This window comes from Vibrio sp. CK2-1, assembly GCF_021726515.1.
In the GTDB taxonomy this organism is placed as follows: domain Bacteria; phylum Pseudomonadota; class Gammaproteobacteria; order Enterobacterales; family Vibrionaceae; genus Vibrio.
On record NZ_JAKKCJ010000003.1, the window covers coordinates 397,604 to 416,567 of the forward strand.

Sequence of the window (18,964 nt, forward strand, 5' to 3'; positions counted from 1 at the left end):
CGGGACTCGTTGCTCGGGCGCGTTGCTTGAAATAGAGCCGAGGGGCGGGGACACTGCGCTCGAGAGCCGAAAAGTGGCGCTCTTCGCTTTTCTCGTAACTCGTAGCAAAGCGCTCTCGCTACCCGTAACATCTTCTAAAAGGCCGATATAATCCAATATATCGGCCTTTCTTCGTTTTTGCTCTAACACGTAACCCGCAGCGAAGCGTTCTCGGCTCTCGCTACAATCTATTTCTATCCGAGCCACAAGAAGCGAAGCGCCCGAGACTCGAGCCTCGCAATATTAATGATTCGTATCTTGCGCCAACTGATTACCACGTAGCGTCAAACCACACAGCATGACAGGCATCGCATTGTAGATCTCAGCAAACTCATCCAAACCGGTTAAACCTTGGTCAGATAGCGTCATAATCGCCGTTTCGGGATCATAAAGCATACTTACAGACAGCAATACGCCACCTAGCAACGCGTTATCTTCACTGTCTTCAGGCATCAAGTTTTCCCAGTCATCACGGCTAAGCTGCCAGCCTTGTAATAAGCCTTCAGCAAAGTCTCGAACCGATTCAGTCACCACTTCTTCTTCATCCAACGCGTAGCCTTCTGGCCAGCTCCAGGTGCCTTCAAGCAAAGCAGGGTGAATACGGTTCCATTCCGCAATAACAAGTTCAGCATATTGCTCAAACTGCTCAGCAGTCTCAAAAGGAGCCGTTTCTTCACCACCCCATAAGAACGGAAGCCATTCAGAAGGATCAAGCAAATGTGGTGCAGCTGCCATAGCAGTGATAAAGCCTTGTGTTTGCGCGGCATTCAATAATTTGTTTTCAAGCTCAGGTTGGCTTAGTAGTTCATCTAACGTCACGGTATTTACCTATTCACAAATGATGAGGTAATGATAGCAAGCTCATAGGTGAGAACATACCGTTATTAGAAAAGTTTAAAACTCTTTGAACAAAAGCCCAATTTGAAGACTAGTGAATCCGGTTGCTTTAAATTAAATATGCAGATTTATAAACTGGGTTTGCTTTAAAAATGTAACTGTAAAATCCACTATATTCAAATTAAATGGTTTTTAATGCTTTGATTTGGTTGGCGCAATAGGAATATAATCTGCCTAAAGTGAGAAGGGTAGTGAATCACGACTTAACTCATCAATTTTATTAGGTTTTTATTCTTGATAGGTAGGTAAGCAAATGTCGTTTTCAGGTTCAGCCCGCTTTCGCCAAGCCGCAGCCGATATGTTTGCAATGGTAGTGTTTAGCTTTATTGCTGGCATGGCGATAGAGATCTTCGTATCAGGCATGTCTTTTCAACAATCACTAGCCTCAAGAACCTTATCGATTCCAGTAAATATTATTATCGCCATTCCTTATGGTTTATTTAGAGATTGGGTACTACGTAAAAGCCAACATATCTCTATGAGCCGCTGGATGAAAAAACTGGCCGATATGCTTGCTTATGTAACATTTCAGTCGCCAGTTTATGCCCTGATTTTATTAGTTGTCGGTGCAACCCCAAATCAAATCTTAACCTCAGTGATCAGCAACGCCGTCGTCGCCGGTGGAATGGGCGTGGTGTATGGAGTGTTCTTAGATGCGTGTCGTAAGTGGTTTAGAGTACCGATGTACACATAAGTCCAGCGGTTAGATAACGAAATAAGTTAAATATTGACCACTTAGCCACAAAACACTGGAAAAAGCCCCAAAGCGCTTGACCTTACTTAGCATAATCATTAAATTAGCGCCTCGTTAAGCAAAGCCTTAACAACAAAATTCGGTGAGTTGTCCGAGTGGCTGAAGGAGCACGCCTGGAAAGTGTGTGTACGGCAACGTACCGAGAGTTCGAATCTCTCACTCACCGCCACATTCGAAGCCCTAGCAGAAATGCTGGGGCTTTTTTGTAGATTACAAACTATGATTCCACAGATTGAACATTGCTCATTCCCCAATTTTCCCATATTCTCTCAGTATCAATTTTAAGAAAAATCAACATGAGATAACACTCTGAATGGTAGACCAAATTTTAACCTTGAAAGAGGTGGCAGCTTACCTAAAGTTGGCCGAAAAAACAGCCTATAGATTAGCCAGCGAAGGAAAGCTTCCCGGTTTCAAAGTTGGTGGTTCTTGGCGTTTTAAGCGAGAAGATCTTGAAGCGTGGATTGATAGTCAGAAGGTGAAAGAATGATATCTAATTATCAAGGATATACTCGCCGGTATTTAGAAAAAGGCACATATGGCTAGAGGAAGTTAAGCTAAAGCATGTTAACTACAAGTTAGTTTCTCTGTTAGATCTTTCTCAATAAGAAAGAGAGTAGCGCTTGTCTAGTGGGTACTAATGGTTCTAGATAACCTTATTTACGGGACTAGGGCCATTAATGAAGGTTTTTTTGAGAGTTGATATAAAAATTATGACTGAAAATCAAAAGCGAGTATTAGAAAAAAAATTATGGAATATCGCGAATGAACTACGCGGCAAAATGAACGCCGATGAGTTTCGTGACTATTGTCTAGGTTTTATCTTCTTTAAATACCTTTCGGAAAAGCTACACAACTTTGCCAATGGGATCTTGGCTGAAGATGGTATTGATTTTGCCAGCATTGATGAAAACTGCGAAGAAGGGCAGGAGATGCTTGCAGCTATTCGAGAAGAGTCCATTGAAGAGCTCGGCTATTTCTTAATGCCATCTGAGTTGTTTAGCAGTATTGCTCAACGTGGCGCACACAAAGTAGAGGATTCAGATAGCAGTGAAGACGTAGTGGTTGATAGCTTTATCCTTGACGATCTGACCAAAGTGCTGGATAGCATTGAGCGTTCCACTATGGGAAGCGAGAGCGAGGAGGATTTTGATCATCTGCTTGAGGACCTCGACCTTACTTCCACTAAGCTTGGGCGCACAGAAGAAGCCAAGAATAAGCTGATTGCCAAGATCATGCTGCACTTAGACAATATTAATTTTGCTATTAGTGATAGTGAAAATGATGTTCTGGGGGATGCCTACGAGTACCTGATTAGTCAGTTTGCTGCCGGAGCAGGAAAAAAAGCTGGTGAATTTTATACTCCGCAAGCAGTATCCAGCATTCTAGCAAAACTTGTAACTAGCGGAAAATCGAGATTGAAATCGGTATATGATCCTACATGTGGTTCAGGGTCCTTGTTATTGCGTGTAGCTAAAGAAGTTGAACATGTCAGTGATTTCTGCGGACAGGAAATGAATCGTACGACTTACAACCTAGCACGTATGAATATGATTCTTCATGGTGTGCACTATCGCAACTTTGATTTGAAGCAAGAAGATACTCTCGAACATCCACAACATCTTGAGAAGAAATTTGAAGCTGTCGTAGCTAATCCACCTTTTTCTGCCAAATGGAGTGCAAACAAAATATTTGAAAGCGATGATCGCTTTGCGCAATATGGGAAACTGGCACCAAGTTCCAAGGCCGATTTTGCCTTTGTTCAACATATGCTCTATCAGCTTGATGATAATGGTACTATGGCAGTTGTTTTGCCTCATGGTGTACTTTTTAGAGGGGCAGCTGAAGGTCATATCCGTCAGTACATTATTGAGGAAGGTAACTGGCTAGATGCTGTTATAGGGCTTCCCGCTAACATTTTCTATGGTACTGGTATTCCTACTTGTATTTTAGTCCTTAAAAAATGTAGAGAACATCCTGATAATGTCTTCTTTATTGATGCCAGTACCTCATATGTGAAAGGTAAAAAGCAAAATTACTTACACCCATCAAATGTTGAAAAAATCTTTGAAACCTATCGAAACCGAATAGAAGAGCCTAAATATAGCCGTAGTGTAAGCATTAATGAGATTGTCAAAAATGATTACAACCTCAATATTCCACGATATGTGGATACATTTGAGGAAGAAGAGCCTATCGATATAGCGGCTGTAACTGCAGAGTTGCAAGGAATCAGGGCTGGTATGTCAGCAATTGACGAAACAATCCGTAGGTTTTGTTCAGAGCTTGAAATAGAGGCTCCAGTATGAGTATGCTCTCAGAAGGCAAAGTAAACCTTGGCCCATACCCTCAGTACCCAAAATCTGTAAAACCTGGTATTCCCAAACTACCTGAGTTTAAGCTAGGGTGGAAAAAAGTTGCCATTGGAGACCTGTTTTCTGTGGTAGTTCGCCCAGTCGATATGCAGGATGAAACTAAATATAGATTAGTGACGGTTAAACGCTCTCGTGGCGGTGTCGCTGAACGAGAAATACTACGGGGAAAAAAAATTTCCGTAAAATCTCAATTTTATGTTGAGGAAGGCGATTTTCTAATTTCCAAACGTCAGATTGTTCATGGTGCATGCGGCTTTGTATCCAAAGCATTGGGTGGCTCAATTGTGTCCAATGAGTATGCAATATTGAATTGTAAAGATATTATTCTTCCGGAGTTCTTACATTTTTTAACATATACTCCATATTTTCAACAGACTTGCTTTCATTCCAGTGTTGGAGTTCATGTTGAGAAGATGATCTTCAAGCTCGACGATTGGTTTAAGTGGCCGATATATATCCCAACGTTAGAAGAACAAAAAAAAATCGCAACTTTTCTAAACTCGGTAGATGAGAAACTAATAAAATTGCGTACTAAACGTGATTTGGTAACACGTTACAAACGAGGGGTAATACAAAAACTATTTTCACAAGAAGTTAGGTTTACGCAAGATGATGGCTCTGGTTTTCCTGATTGGAATCAGAAAAAGTTAAGAGATATTGCAGATCTAGTGAAGACCAAAAACTCAGATGACTTAATCTCGAGAGTTCTAACCAACTCAGCTACGCAAGGTGTTGTTAATCAGCAGGACTATTTCGATAAAGATATTGCAAATGCTAACAACTTATCTGGCTATTATGTCGTAGAAATAGGCGATTATGTTTACAACCCTAGAATATCGGTCCATGCGCCAGTAGGGCCAATTAATAAGAACAAGATTGGCAACGGTTTAATGTCGCCTTTGTACACAATATTTCGGTTTAAAAGTGATACTACTGATTTTTATGAGCAGTATTTTAAAACTTCACTCTGGCATCGCTATATGTCTAGCATTGCAAATTACGGTGCGCGGCACGATCGTATGAATATATCAATCTCTGATTTTATGAGTATGCCAATTCCATGTCCTAGTGCTGCTGAGCAGGATAAAATTGTTAACTTTTTAAACAGCATAGATAGAAAAATCGAATCGATAGCAAAGCAAATCGACGGTTTAGAGGCATTCAAAAAAGGCTTACTACAAAAGATATTCGTATAGGTGTTGAGCAATGGAGAGGACTAGGAATTTTCTAAATCAGAACATAGGTAGTTTTGAGCGTTACGCAGGCTTTAAAGATCACCAAATCTATTATGATTTGATTGCGCAAAGGCTCACATCGGACAGTGTAATTGAGACTTGTAAAGCTTTGCTTGAAGGGATAAGCAAAACGATTCTTAACCAGCTAGATATTCAGCGTAGTGAAGTTAAACAACGTTTTCAGGAGCATGAACTAAAGAGCCTTGAATCCACGTTTAATAAAATGGATGGCAAGACAGGCGAAGACTTTGCTACTTTATTTAGACAGGCGGTACTTGTGCTTTCTGTTTATCATCACTCGTGTGAGAAAGAGTTATTGAATAAACTGGGCAATGAATTTTGTAAGTACATCGGAAGAGTTAGAAATGCTGATGGGCCTATCTCACATGGGCAACCATCACCCAAACCAAATACGAGTTCTAGAACACTTGCAATTATGGTTGAGAGTGTAACAGATATTATCGCTTTCCATATGCTGGAAGTCTTCTCCCTAATTGATTTTCAGCGTGAAGATACCCCTAGTGAACAACTGGCAATTACTGAGTCTTTTATGTTGAAAACCGACGAAGAGTTGGGGAGCATATGTGAGCGAGAAAAGATTGTTCGTGAGTTTAATGACTTTTTAGATGAGCAGTACCCTCTTGAAGGAAAACCTCGCTACAGCCGTGCACTTTATGAGCAGTATTCAGAGGACTATGAAATCCAGCTTCAAGAATTCATTGATAGTAAAGAACAGGAGTTGATGGAATGACTACGCCTAATCTTCAAACCGAAGCACAATTAGAAGAAAGCCTCATCCAGCGATTAGTCGGATTAGGTTATGCGCGTGTGTCTATCCACAATGCTGATGAGTTACGCGCGAACTTAAAGCAGCAGTTAGAAGCTCATAATAAAATCGAGCTGAGTCATGGTGAATTTAACAAGATTCTGAATCATTTAGATAAAGGGAATGTTTTTCAACGAGCAAAAACACTGCGTGACCGGTATCATTTAACCCGGGATGATGGTTCAGGTTGCTACATTCAGTTTATGAATACAGCCCATTGGTGCCAAAACCAGTACCAGGTAACGAACCAGGTCACTCATGTGGGGAAATATGAAAATCGCTACGATGTGACTTTGTTGGTAAATGGTTTACCACTGGTTCAGATTGAACTAAAGAAGCGTGGTATTGAGATAAAAGAAGCTTTTAATCAAATCAACCGCTACCAACGCCATAGCTTTTGGGCTGAAAGTGGTCTGTTTAACTATGTGCAGCTGTTTGTGATCTCCAATGGTGTAAACACGAAATACTATGCCAACAATCGCAAACAAGATTTTAAACAAACCTTCTATTGGGCAGATGCAGAAAATAATCTGATTACCCATTTGGACGATTTTGCAGACGTATTCTTAGAAAAGTGTCAGGTCTCTAAGATGATCAGCAAATATATTGTGTTACATGAATCTGACAAGATTCTTATGGTGCTGCGCCCATATCAATATTATGCAGTGGAAGCAATTGTTGAGCGAGTAATGCAAGGTCGCAAGCACGGTTATATTTGGCATACTACTGGTTCAGGCAAAACGCTTACTAGCTTTAAAGCGGCGCAGATTCTCACTGAATTACCTAAAGTGCACAAAGTAGTTTTCGTTGTAGACCGTGCCGATTTGGATTATCAAACCACTAGAGAGTTTAACCATTTCAGTGAAGGTAGTGTGGATGGTACTTCCAATACTAATTCACTTGTGAATCAAATGGCAGGTGATAACCCACTAATTGTAACCACTATCCAAAAGCTCAATACTGCAATAACTAAACCCAAACATGAAGTAGCAATGGACGCTCTGCGTGATAAACGAGTGGTGTTTATTTTTGATGAATGTCACCGCTCTCAGTTTGGTGATACCCACAGAAATATCATCAATTTTTTCAGCAATGCACAAATGTTCGGCTTTACAGGTACCCCTATCTTTAAAGAAAACGCTACCACGAACCAGTTGGGGAAACGTACTACTAAAAATTTGTTCACAGAATGTCTGCATAAATATCTAATTACCAATGCTATTGCTGACGAGAACGTATTAAAGTTTTCGGTGGAGTATTGGGGTAAACTTAAGCAAAAAGACGGTAGTTTGCTTGATGAACAAGTAAACAACATCAACAAAAAAGAGTTTTACGAGTCAGAGGAACGTATTAATAGCATCGTAGATTGGATTGTTGCTAACCACAATCGAAAAACTCACAACAAGCAATTTTCCGCCATGATGTGTGTGAGCAACAAAGATCTTCTCATCAAATACTACGAAGCCTTTAAAGCCAAAAAAGATGCTGGATATCATAACTTACGGGTGGTAACTATATTCACTTATACTTCTAACGAAGAAGACGACGATGCAAATGGTCTGATTGGTGAACCTGAGTTTGATATTAAAACTGACACCCCAATAACGAAACATAGTGGAGAAGCTCTAGAAGGGTTTGTTGATGATTATAACACTCTGTATCACACCAAACACTCGGTGAAAGATAGTAAGAGTTTTTATTCCTACTACAAAGATATTGCTAAGCGTATGAAGGAGCGCGATAAAGAGGGCTTTGAAGACAAAGATCGTGCAGATATTTTATTGGTGGTTAATATGTTCCTTACGGGATTTGATGCTAAAAAGCTCAACACTTTATATGTCGACAAAAATCTGAAGTATCATGGTTTAATACAAGCCTACTCACGCACCAACCGAATATTGGGAGAGCTGAAATCTCAAGGTAATATTGTTTGCTTCCGAAACTTGAAAGATAGTACAGACGAAGCCATACAACTTTTTTGTGATACCAATGTCAACGAAGATATTTTGATGGAACCTTATGAATTTTATGTTGAACAATTCAATCAAGGTTCAGTTCATGTACTCGCATTGGCAGACACACCTGCTGCCGTGAATGATCTGCATTGTGAAGACGCTCAATTGGCTTTTGTAAAAGCATTCCGGCATTTAATTCGTACACTCAATAAGTTAAAGTCTTTTGTTGGCTTCTCATGGCTAGATTTGAAATTTGACGAGCAAACATTTGAAGATTTCAAGAGCAAATACCTAGACATCTATGATCGAACTCATGACAAAGAACCTGGGGGGTCGATTCTAGGAGAAATAGATTTTGAGCTGGAGCTTATCCACCGTGATGAAGTAAATGTAGCTTATATTTTAAGATTGCTAAGGAATATCAAAGAAAAACACATAAGTGCGAATGGTGATATACAGAAAGCTACGGAAGATGTCCTCAATATGTTAGGAAAAGAAGTACAGTTGAGGAGTAAACGGGAATTAATTGAAAAATTTATACACGAGTACATGCCTAATATAGCACCAGAACAGAACTTACAGGATATCTTCGTAGGTTATTGGTATAAAGAAAAGCGCAAAGCAGTCCACCAACTTTGCGTGAAAGAAGGGTTAAATAAAGAAGCCGTTTACCGTATGATGGATGAATATAGTTTTACGGCTAAAGATCCGCTGCGCGATCAAGTGTTTTCTGCAATGGTTTATAAACCTAAGTTGATGGAGCGAAAAGCCATTTACACTAGAATTTTAAAAGAGTTCAAAGATATTATCCAAAAATACGAAGATGACACAGGAAGTCTTGGTACGAATGAAGATCCTTCGGAGTACGAGAATTTAGGTTTAGAAAACTTAGCTCATTCCATTGGCGATGCAGTTGTATTCTTTACGAATGAAATTAACTACTCACGACAAGCTACAGAATTAGCACGGTTTACTATCAAATTGGATAGACCCTATAAACAAGGGTTAGCAAGTTTAAGTAGTTATGGTATTGGAAGCGAGTTACTAGGTAGAGGAGTCATCAATGATGACATTCTTGCTGAATATCTGCGTTTGACAGGTAATTTACAAAACACCTTGGGTGAGTATGGCTTTAGTTTTTTTGATAGAAGCAATGTTCAAGAAGATATGCTGTTGTGGTCACTTAGTGAAGCTCGCGAAGGGAGTACTGTACTAGAATTCGTTCTACACGCTTGGGGTTATAGTGCAGCGATAGGCGGGCCAATCATGGCATTTTTAAGCGCATATCCTAAAGCCAGTGATGGTTTTGAAAGACTAAAAGCTGATATCAAAAAACAATTTGGTAAACCAGATAGTCAACCTGATCCCATGGTTATCTCAGAACGTCTAGATGAGGAACTGAGAAAGCTTCGTAAGAAGCATTAATGGGGACTGTTGTCTCGTGACAATCTCACCAACATGCTATAAGCGTCTTTTAACTATTATCAGGCGCTTAGAGAGCTTGTGAAACTATCGTTTTCAGTTAATCATTTGCCTAGCCTTTGCTTAAAGTAATGCTTTCTGAATGTCGTTTTTTTGAAATGTTCAATCTTTCAGTTGCTTATCGTGTTAGGTCGAATCCCTCACTCTCGAAGCCCTAGCAGAAATGCTGGGGCTTTTTTACTATGTAGACCTCTATATTTTCTTTATCTCCCATCGCCATATCCAATTGAGTCATATATCATTATAAACAAATGACTTATCTCTGGTTTTCTATGTCCCAAACGCTTGCTATCTATAACGAAAATGCAGCTCAATTTGTTGAGCAATATGACTCCGTTACCTTTGAATCGGTTCATCAGTCTTGGCAAGAGTATTGGCCTCAATCCGGCTATAACGTTTTAGATATTGGTGCTGGCTCTGGGCGTGACTCACGTTGGTTTGTGAATCAAGGTTGTGCAGTGGTTGCGGTAGAGCCTTGCGATAATCTACGTCAGCTAGGAAAACAAAACTCACCAGATTCGATTCAATGGTTTGGAGACTACCTACCAGATTTAGTCGGTGTTGAGGCATTGTCTCGTCAATTTGATTTGATCTTATTATCTGCGGTTTGGATGCATATTCCAGTTGAACTACGTCCGGCTTCATTAAAGGCTTTAGCTGAACAATTAAATGCTAAAGGTAAGATCGTGATTACACTGCGTCATGGTGACTTTGATGATGGGCGTGAAGGTTACGATGTGTCGATCAAAGAAATTGAAAAATTAGCCAATCAAGTAGGTTTAGTGATATGCCAACAATCCGGTTCTGATGATGTATTGCAACGTAACTCAGTGATTTGGGAAACGGTTGTATTAAGCCAACAAAATTAGAGTGAATATGACACCAATTCATCACCAACAGCAGCAACAGCAGCAACTAGATTTTATTGCCTACATTCAACGTTTGCTTGTTGAAGGTGATTTTACGGCAACGTACAAGTTTGCTTTATTACATGCGCTGGCCGATGTATGTGTCGAACAAGCAGTCGTATATGAAAATGGTGACCTAAATATTCCTTTAGACCTATTAGCTGAAAAACTGATTATTTTGTATTGGCATCATGCTGTACCATTTTCATCAGAACACACGGGTGAAATGGCACTGCTTAAACAGAATAGTGGCGGGCAATCTAAGGTCATTTCGGTGCTTTATGAATGCCAACAAAATAACATCCGCAGTTTACGAGCCTTAAAACAAAGTTCGCAATGGCCAAGCGTTTTTAAAGCTGCCATGCGAACTTTAAAAGAGGGGCCTCTTTGGCGTTTGCAAATTCTAGCTAAACAAGAAGAGTGCTTTCTTTATCCCCATATTAAAGGCCAATCGTACATTACGTTAAAGTCAGGCATTGCTTCTTGCTTTAGACGTTTTTACGATCTGGTTGTTTATCTAGCAAAAAACTCGTGGCTACAAAAAATTCAAAGTATTAAACATAATCAAAGTTTGATTGGCCCACAAAGTCAGTTGCATGATTTTCTATTTGGTTTAGACCGCAATGCACTAGGCAAAGCAAAGCCGATACTCGAAGAATTACAACATGGTCTGTGTTTTTACTGCCAAAAGCCGTTAAATGGAAATACAGAAGTGGATCACTTTATTCCTTTTGCTCGTTATGCCAATGACCTAGGGCATAATTTTGTCGCTGCCCATCGCGCTTGTAATAACAATAAACGTGATTTTTTAGCAGGGCAGAAGCATAGAGAGAATTGGGAAGATCAAAACCTCGTCCAGTTTAAAACGACGATTGAATCTGAGTTGAGCACTTATTTTCATTGTGATGTCGATAAGTCTCGCGCGGTAAGTAATTGGGCCTACCAAGTCGCACACAGTAATGGCGCAAAGCTTTGGTTAGCAAAAGATAGCTTTGAATTAGCGGTAAGCCAGCCATTGCAATATAGCCAACCGTTGGGACTAGTGGCTGAAAAACCTGCTAAATATGAATAGTTGAAAACTCTAGCTTATATTTTGTGTTGATCCTTTCATTGTTATTTTCCCTATCATTTTTTCCCATCTCTATTTTGGTACTAGCACTTTTGCCACCGCGCTCACATTCTTACTTTCTTTTCTATCAACAAAACGCAAGTTGTCGACAATCTCTTTGACATGCGCCTCCTTTGTCGCTTAATTTATTACCATTAAATGTATATTGTTGACACTTTGTGTCGGAGTGAGTGTGAATGGCGAGTGTAGCAGACAGCGTGATAAGCAATATTTCTGATACTAAGGAACATACTAAATCAGAAAGTTTGACCGAGTATTTAATCGAAGCGATTGTGAATGGTGAGCTAGAGCCTGGGAGTAAGATCTCTGAGCCTGAACTGGCTAAGCGTTTCTCGGTCAGCCGTGGGCCGTTGCGTGAAGCGATTATGCGGGTGGAAGCCTTGGGGTTAATTGAGCGTATTCCACATGTTGGAGCTAGGGTGACGACGTTCTCGCAGCAAAAGCTTATCGATTTATATGCGGTGCGTGAAGCATTGGAAGGCATGGCGGCTCGCTTGGCTGCGCGTTGTATGACCGATGATGAAATCGATGCGTTAGAACAGGTATTGTCGACACATTCAGAACATATCAATCAATCGGATGGCCAGTCTTATTTTCATCAGCACGGCGACTTTGATTTCCACTACTGCATTATTAAAGCCAGCCGTAATACTCAATTGATTACCTTGTTGTGTGATGAGTTGTATCACTTATTACGCATGTATCGTTATCAATCCCCACGTTCTCATTCCCGTCCGGTTGATGCGCTCAACGAACATCTATTTATTTTTCAGGCTATTAAAAATCGTGATGAAGAATTGGCAGAGATGCTGATGCGTCGACACATTTCAGGTAGTCGCAAGTTAATCGAACAGCAAATCGGTTAGATAAACCTATTCAAGTTAAGGAGAACGACAATGGCGACATTAAGCCAGAGGCAACAATTGACTCAAGGACAAAAGTTTCGGCTCGCGGTAGAGCAAAATGAACCGCTGCAAATCGTCGGTACCATAAACCCTTATTGCGCCATGATGGCAAAGAATATTGGTCATCAGGCGATCTACCTTTCTGGTGGTGGCATTGCTAATGCATCTTATGGTTTGCCCGATCTCGGCATTACTACCCTGAACGATGTGTTGGTGGATGTTGAGCGGATTACCAATGCGTGTGATCTCCCTTTGCTAGTGGATATCGATACCGGATTTGGTGGGGCGTTTAACATTGCGCGCACCATTAAGGCAATTGAAAAGGCAGGTGCAGCGGCGGTTCACATGGAAGACCAAGTGGCGCAGAAGCGTTGTGGTCATCGTCCTAATAAAGCGATTGTGAGCCAGCAAGAAATGGTCGACCGAGTAAAAGCCGCGGTAGATGCTCGCAGCGATGAAAGCTTTGTGGTGATGGCACGTACTGATGCGCTGGCAATTGAAGGTATTGATAAAGCCATTGAACGTGCGATTGCTTGTGTCGAAGCGGGCGCAGATATGATCTTCCCGGAAGCGATGAACCAGCTAGAGCAATATGTTCAGTTTTCTGAGGCGTTGCAGTCGGCGGTTGGGCGTCATGTACCAATTCTGGCCAACATTACTGAGTTCGGCCAAACGCCATTATTTAGCGGTGAGCAATTAGCCAAAGCCAAAGTGGATATGGTGCTTTACCCTTTAAGCGCATTTCGAGCAATGAACCGCGCGGCAGAAAATGTTTATAAGCATTTGTTAGTTGAGGGCAATCAAGAAGCGTTGCTGGACCAAATGCAGACTAGGGCGGAGTTGTACCAGCATCTTAAATATCATGATTATGAAGATAAGTTGGATAGATTGTTTTCGGAAGAATAGTAAGAATGGAGCCGGGTTTCGAGGACGCTGCGCTCGGGAGCCGAAAAGCGGGGGAGATTGTTACGGGTTGCGTGTGGCGTGAATGCTTCGCTACGTGTAAGAGCTGAGTCGGGCTTCGGGGACGCTACGCTCGGGAGCCGAAAAGCGGGAAAGATTGTTTCGAGTTGCGTGTGACGTGAACGCTTCGCTACGTGCAAGAGCAGAGCCGAGTGTCGGGGACGCTACGCTCGGGAGCCGAAAAGCGGGAGAGATTGTTTCGGGTTGAGTGTGGCGTGAACGCTTCGCTACGTGTAAGGGTAGAACCGGGTTTCGAGGACTCTATGCTCGGGAGCCGAAAAGCGAGAAAGATTGTTTTGGGTTGCTTGTGACGGTTAGCGAGGAAGGCTTTTACTCGCAACTCGAAGCGGAGCGCACTCGGATCTCGCAACCCATTATTGATATCGAAAAGGAGTTCTAAATGACAAACAAAACTTTATCTGGAGCCGGTTTACGTGGACAAAGTGCAGGCACGACTTCGTTATGTACTGTTGGCAAATCAGGCACAGGGTTAACTTACCGCGGCTATGATATTACCGACTTAGCCAATCACGCCCAATTTGAAGAAGTGGCGCATCTATTACTGGTCGGGTATTTGCCTAATCAAACCGAACTTGATGCTTATAAAGACCGTTTAATTGGTCTGCGTGGACTGCCGGATGCGCTTAAACAAGCGTTAGAACTGATCCCAGCAAGTGCACACCCAATGGATGTGATGCGTACTGGTTGTTCTGTGTTGGGTAACCTAGAACAAGAAACTGATTTTACCCAACAGCAAGCGGCAACAGAACGTATGTTAGCGTTGTTTCCGGCGATTATTTGTTACTGGTATCGCTTTAGTCATGATGGCGTGCGAGTCGATACTTTCGATCAAAGTGAAGATTCCATCGGCGGTTATTTTCTCAAACTCCTCACCGATAAAGCACCCAGTGAACTGCATAAGCAAGTCATGCATTGCTCGCTAATTTTATACGCTGAGCATGAATTCAATGCTTCAACCTTTACTGCGCGAGTTTGCGCTTCAACCTTGTCTGATATTCATTCTTGTATTACTGCGGCTATTGGTAGTCTGCGCGGGCCGTTGCATGGTGGTGCCAATGAAGCCGCCATGGAAATGATTCAAGATTGGAAAACGCCAGATGAAGCGGAAGCCAATATTCTGAAAATGTTGGCCAATAAAGACAAGATCATGGGCTTTGGGCATGCGATTTATCGTGAAAGTGACCCTCGTAATGCACTGATTAAACAATGGTCGAAAAAGCTTTCTGAAGCGGTAGGTAACACACAACTTTATGCGGTTTCAGAGCGTGTCGAAGCTGTAATGAAACGTGAAAAAGATTTGTTCTGCAATGCCGATTTCTTCCATGCTTCGGCATATCACTTCATGGATATTCCCACTAAGTTATTCACGCCAATATTTGTCATGAGTCGACTCACTGGCTGGGCGGCGCATGTGTTTGAACAACGAGCCAATAATCGAATTATCCGTCCTAGTGCTGATTATGAAGGGCCAGAACATCAAGAGTGGCTGCCGATTTCGCAACGAGCATGAGCAACGTCTGCAACATCAAGATATGGAGAAAATGATGAACAATCAATATCGAAAAGTATTACCCGACACTGGGTTGGAGTATTTCGATGCGAGTGCGGCGGTAGAAGACATTCAAGCTGGTGCTTATCAAGGTTTACCTTATACCTCGCGCGTGTTGGCAGAAAATTTAGTGCGTCGTTGCGAGCCTGAACATTTACAAGCGTCACTACGCCAGCTTATAGAACGTAAACGAGACTTGGATTTTCCTTGGTATCCGGCGCGGGTAGTGTGCCACGACATTCTTGGCCAAACGGCATTAGTAGACTTAGCGGGCTTGCGTGATGCGATTGCTGAACAAGGTGGCGATCCAGCCAAAGTGAATCCGGTCGTTGAAACCCAGCTTATCGTCGACCACTCATTGGCGGTAGAACATGCCGGCTTTGAAGGTGATGCGTTTGATAAAAATCGCGCCATAGAAGATAGACGCAATGAAGACCGCTTTCATTTTATCGAATGGTGTAAAACCGCGTTTGAAAATGTCAGCGTGATCCCTGCCGGCAATGGGATTATGCATCAGATTAATTTGGAGAAAATGTCTCCGGTTATTCAAGCCAAAGATGGGATTGCCTTTCCTGATACTTGCGTGGGAACCGATAGTCATACGCCGCATGTAGATGCACTAGGCGTGATTGCGATTGGCGTTGGTGGATTAGAAGCTGAAACCGTGATGCTTGGGCGTCCGTCGATGATGCGTCTGCCGGATATTGTGGGCGTAAAACTGACCGGTAAGCGTCAACCGGGTATTACCGCTACCGATATTGTACTGGCGATAACGGAGTTTTTGCGCAATCAAAAAGTCGTGTCTGCCTACCTGGAGTTTTTCGGCGAAGGGGCGCGTGATTTAACCATTGGTGACCGCGCGACCATTTCTAATATGACCCCGGAATACGGTGCATCTGCGGGAATGTTTTATATTGATGAACAAACCATTCAATACTTGAAACTGACCGGTCGTGATGAACAGCAAGTTGCTTTGGTCGAACAATACGCCAAGCAAACCGGATTATGGGCAGATGATTTAACCGAGGTTGATTATGAGCGAGTACTGGAATTCGATCTCTCTAGCGTGCAACGTAATATGGCTGGGCCGTCCAATCCGCATCGTCGTTTACCGACCAATCAATTAACCGAGCGTGGCATAGCCAGTGCGTGGCAAAAGAAAGAAGGTGAACTGCCAGATGGTGCGGTGATCATTGCCGCCATTACCTCGTGCACTAATACTAGTAATCCTCGTAATGTAGTGGCGGCAGGGCTGGTGGCGAAAAAAGCCAATCAACTTGGTTTAGTGCGTCAGCCTTGGGTGAAAACCTCTTTTGCACCGGGCTCTAAAGTCGCCAAGTTATATCTTGAAGAAGCCGGTTTATTATCTGAATTGGAGCAGCTAGGTTTTGGCATTGTCGGCTATGCCTGCACTACTTGTAACGGCATGAGTGGCGCGCTTGATCCGACTATTCAACAAGAAATTATTGAACGCGATGTCTACACTACCGCGGTGTTATCGGGCAATCGTAACTTTGATGGTCGAATTCATCCTTATGCCAAACAGGCGTTCTTAGCTTCTCCACCATTGGTCGTCGCTTATGCGCTTGCTGGAACTATTCGTTTTGATATTGAGCGAGATGCGTTGGGGCATGATGGGCAAGGTAATCCTATCTATCTTAATGACTTATGGCCAAAAGATGAAGAAATCGATCAGGTAGTCAATGAGCATGTGAAGCCGGAACAATTTCAGCAAATTTATGTGAAGATGTTTGAAAAAGATAGCAACATTTATCAAACCAAGCCGCTGTATGACTGGCGTAAAATGAGTACCTATATTCGCCGCCCGCCGTATTGGGAAGGCGCGCTGGCCAGAGAATGTACTTTAAAAGGCATGCGGCCGCTGGCGATTCTCGGCGATAACATCACCACCGATCATTTATCCCCATCTAATGCGATTTTAGCGTCCAGCGCGGCAGGGGAATACCTAGCCAAAATGGGGCTGCCAGAACAAGATTTTAACTCTTACGCGACCCACCGAGGCGATCATTTAACTGCGCAACGTGCGACTTTTGCTAACCCGAAACTGTTTAATGAAATGGTGCTGGAAAATGGCGAGGTCAAGCAAGGCTCTTGGGCGAGAGTGGAGCCGGAAGGCAAAGTCACTCGCATGTGGGAAGCGATTGAAACCTACATGCAGCGCAAGCAGCCGTTGATTATTGTTGCAGGTGCTGACTATGGCCAAGGTTCATCGCGCGATTGGGCAGCTAAAGGTGTTCGCTTAGCTGGCGTTGAGGCGATTGTGGCCGAAGGCTTTGAACGCATTCACCGTACTAACCTAGTTGGCATGGGCGTACTACCGCTGCAATTTAAACAAGGGACTAACCGACATACTTTGGCACTCGATGGCACCGAGTTATATGACGTGAAAGGGGACATTACCCCAGGTTGTGATTTGGTATTAGTGATTACTCGGGTAAATGGTGATCAAAAAGGCGAAGTAGTCGAAGTTGAGGTGACTTGTCGTTTAGATACCGCCGATGAAGTGTCGGTGTATCAAGCGGGTGGTGTATTACAGCGTTTCGCGCAAGACTTTTTGGCGCACTAACTGGTGTAGATGCAGGATATAGAGGGTTTTAAATATGAATCAATCGGTGACGGTGTCACAATTATCTAAAACGCAACAAATAAAAGTTTCAGCAACCTACATGCGCGCCGGAACCAGTAAAGGTGTGTTTTTCAACTTAGCGGATTTACCTGCAAGTGTTCAACAAGCCGGAGAAAGCCGAGACCGCTTTTTACTGAGAGTAATTGGTAGTCCAGATCCGTACGGCAAACAAATTGATGGCATGGGCGGCGCAACCTCGAGCACCAGCAAGGTGGTGATTTTATCCAAAAGCGATAGCCCAGATCACGATGTCGATTACCTGTTCGGCCAAGTGTCTATCGATAGTCCTTTTGTTGATTGGAGCGGCAACTGCGGTAATTTGTCTTCTGGTGTCGGTGCCATGGCGCTGCATATGGGGTTAATTGATGAGAGTCACATTCCAAAGCAAGGGCGGTTAGCGGTTCGAATTCGCCAAGTGAACATTAATAAAACCATAGTCACTCACGTACCGATTCAGTATGGCCAGGTGCAAGAACTCGGGGATTTTGAGCTTGATGGCGTGACCTTTCCAGCGGCAGAAATTCAAGTCGATTTTCTAGACCCAGCTGATGGTGAAGCGGCTGATGGTAAAGGTTCGATGTTTCCCACTGGCAATGTGGTCGATGAGCTCGACGTGCCGGGAGTAGGTTGCTTTCAAACTACCTTTATCAATTCCGGTATTCCAACCATGTTTATTGATGCTCAAGCACTAGGTTATCAAGGCACTGAATTGCAAGATGACATCAATAATGATGAAAAAGCGTTAGCCATGTTTGAAACCATTCGTGCTCATGGCTCGGTTAAAATGGGTTTAATTGAGCATGTCGATCAAGCCAAGCAGCGGCAACATACGCCTAAAATTGCTTTTGTTAGCTCGCCCAAAAACTATGTGACTTCTAGTGGTCAGCCTGTGAATGCCGGTGATATTGATGTGTTAGTCCGCGCGTTATCAATGGGGAAATTGCACCACGCCATGATGGGCACCGCCGCGGTGGCGGTTGGTTCCGCCGCTAGTGTGCCGGGTACAATTGTGAATCTTGCCGCTGGTGGTGGCGAGCGCGAATCTGTGGTGTTTGGCCACCCATCTGGCAGCTTAAAAATTGGCGCTAAGGCTAGCTATACATTGCTTGAAAATGGTGAGCGAGATTGGAAGATAGAAAAAGCCAGCATGAGTCGCAGTGCGCGGATATTAATGGAAGGCTGGGTTCGCGTGCCCAATCAGTTTTAATAAAGGAATTTTAATAGCGGAATTGTTTATCAGGTTCACATTCAATTGATAAATCACTAGGTAGCACGATGT

The 18,964-nt window shown here is 42.8% G+C and carries 14 protein-coding genes and 1 tRNA gene; 14 read left to right on the forward strand and 1 reads right to left on the reverse strand.

Annotated features, from left to right (window positions below; all coding sequences use genetic code 11):
- Positions 1–282: 282 nt before the first annotated feature.
- Positions 283–858 carry a UPF0149 family protein gene (locus L3V25_RS10485; protein WP_027697189.1) on the reverse strand — a complete coding sequence of 192 codons (576 nt, stop codon included), beginning with the start codon at positions 856–858 and terminating at the stop codon, positions 283–285.
- A 331-nt stretch (positions 859–1,189) separates the two neighbouring features.
- On the opposite strand from L3V25_RS10485, the gene L3V25_RS10490 reads away from it, so the two are divergent.
- The 14 genes from L3V25_RS10490 to prpF all read left to right on the forward strand — a co-directional run bounded on the left by L3V25_RS10490 (position 1,190) and on the right by prpF (position 18,892).
- A complete protein-coding gene (locus tag L3V25_RS10490; protein WP_237295301.1) occupies positions 1,190–1,630 on the forward strand; it encodes an L-alanine exporter AlaE in 441 nt (146 codons plus the stop codon).
- Between the two features lie 141 nt (positions 1,631–1,771).
- Positions 1,772–1,859, forward strand: a tRNA-Ser gene (locus L3V25_RS10495).
- 144 nt (positions 1,860–2,003) lie between these two features.
- Positions 2,004–2,180, forward strand: a complete 177-nt coding sequence (locus L3V25_RS10500; RefSeq protein ID WP_237295302.1) for a helix-turn-helix domain-containing protein — start codon at positions 2,004–2,006, stop codon at positions 2,178–2,180.
- Positions 2,181–2,403: 223 nt separating this feature from the next.
- Positions 2,404–3,999 (forward strand): type I restriction-modification system subunit M, encoded by a 1,596-nt coding sequence (locus L3V25_RS10505; protein WP_237295411.1) that lies wholly within the window; start codon positions 2,404–2,406, stop codon positions 3,997–3,999.
- Entirely contained in the window at positions 3,996–5,261 is a 1,266-nt protein-coding gene (locus L3V25_RS10510; protein ID WP_237295303.1) for a restriction endonuclease subunit S, read from the forward strand. Before L3V25_RS10505 ends, L3V25_RS10510 begins: the two co-directional genes overlap by 4 nt.
- 10 nt (positions 5,262–5,271) lie before the next feature.
- Positions 5,272–6,051 (forward strand): hypothetical protein, encoded by a 780-nt coding sequence (locus L3V25_RS10515; RefSeq protein WP_237295304.1) that lies wholly within the window; start codon positions 5,272–5,274, stop codon positions 6,049–6,051.
- Positions 6,048–9,506, forward strand: a complete 3,459-nt coding sequence (locus tag L3V25_RS10520) for a type I restriction endonuclease subunit R (RefSeq protein ID WP_237295305.1) — start codon at positions 6,048–6,050, stop codon at positions 9,504–9,506. Before L3V25_RS10515 ends, L3V25_RS10520 begins: the two co-directional genes overlap by 4 nt.
- A gap of 329 nt (positions 9,507–9,835) precedes the next feature.
- Positions 9,836–10,432, forward strand: a complete 597-nt coding sequence (locus L3V25_RS10525; RefSeq protein ID WP_237295306.1) for a methyltransferase domain-containing protein — start codon at positions 9,836–9,838, stop codon at positions 10,430–10,432.
- A gap of 7 nt (positions 10,433–10,439) precedes the next feature.
- Positions 10,440–11,543 carry an HNH endonuclease gene (locus L3V25_RS10530; protein ID WP_237295307.1) on the forward strand — a complete coding sequence of 368 codons (1,104 nt, stop codon included), beginning with the start codon at positions 10,440–10,442 and terminating at the stop codon, positions 11,541–11,543.
- A 233-nt stretch (positions 11,544–11,776) separates the two neighbouring features.
- Positions 11,777–12,466, forward strand: coding sequence for a GntR family transcriptional regulator (locus L3V25_RS10535; RefSeq protein WP_237295308.1), 690 nt, complete (start codon positions 11,777–11,779; stop codon positions 12,464–12,466).
- A 30-nt stretch (positions 12,467–12,496) separates the two neighbouring features.
- Entirely contained in the window at positions 12,497–13,411 is a 915-nt protein-coding gene (gene prpB / locus L3V25_RS10540) for a methylisocitrate lyase (protein ID WP_237295309.1), read from the forward strand.
- Between the two features lie 457 nt (positions 13,412–13,868).
- Positions 13,869–14,999 (forward strand): 2-methylcitrate synthase, encoded by a 1,131-nt coding sequence (gene prpC / locus L3V25_RS10545; protein ID WP_237295310.1) that lies wholly within the window; start codon positions 13,869–13,871, stop codon positions 14,997–14,999.
- Positions 15,000–15,021: 22 nt separating this feature from the next.
- On the forward strand, positions 15,022–17,625 hold the full coding sequence (gene acnD, locus L3V25_RS10550) for a Fe/S-dependent 2-methylisocitrate dehydratase AcnD (protein ID WP_237295412.1): 2,604 nt from the start codon (positions 15,022–15,024) through the stop codon (positions 17,623–17,625).
- A 34-nt stretch (positions 17,626–17,659) separates the two neighbouring features.
- Entirely contained in the window at positions 17,660–18,892 is a 1,233-nt protein-coding gene (gene prpF, locus L3V25_RS10555) for a 2-methylaconitate cis-trans isomerase PrpF (RefSeq protein ID WP_237295311.1), read from the forward strand.
- Positions 18,893–18,964 lie beyond the last annotated feature (72 nt).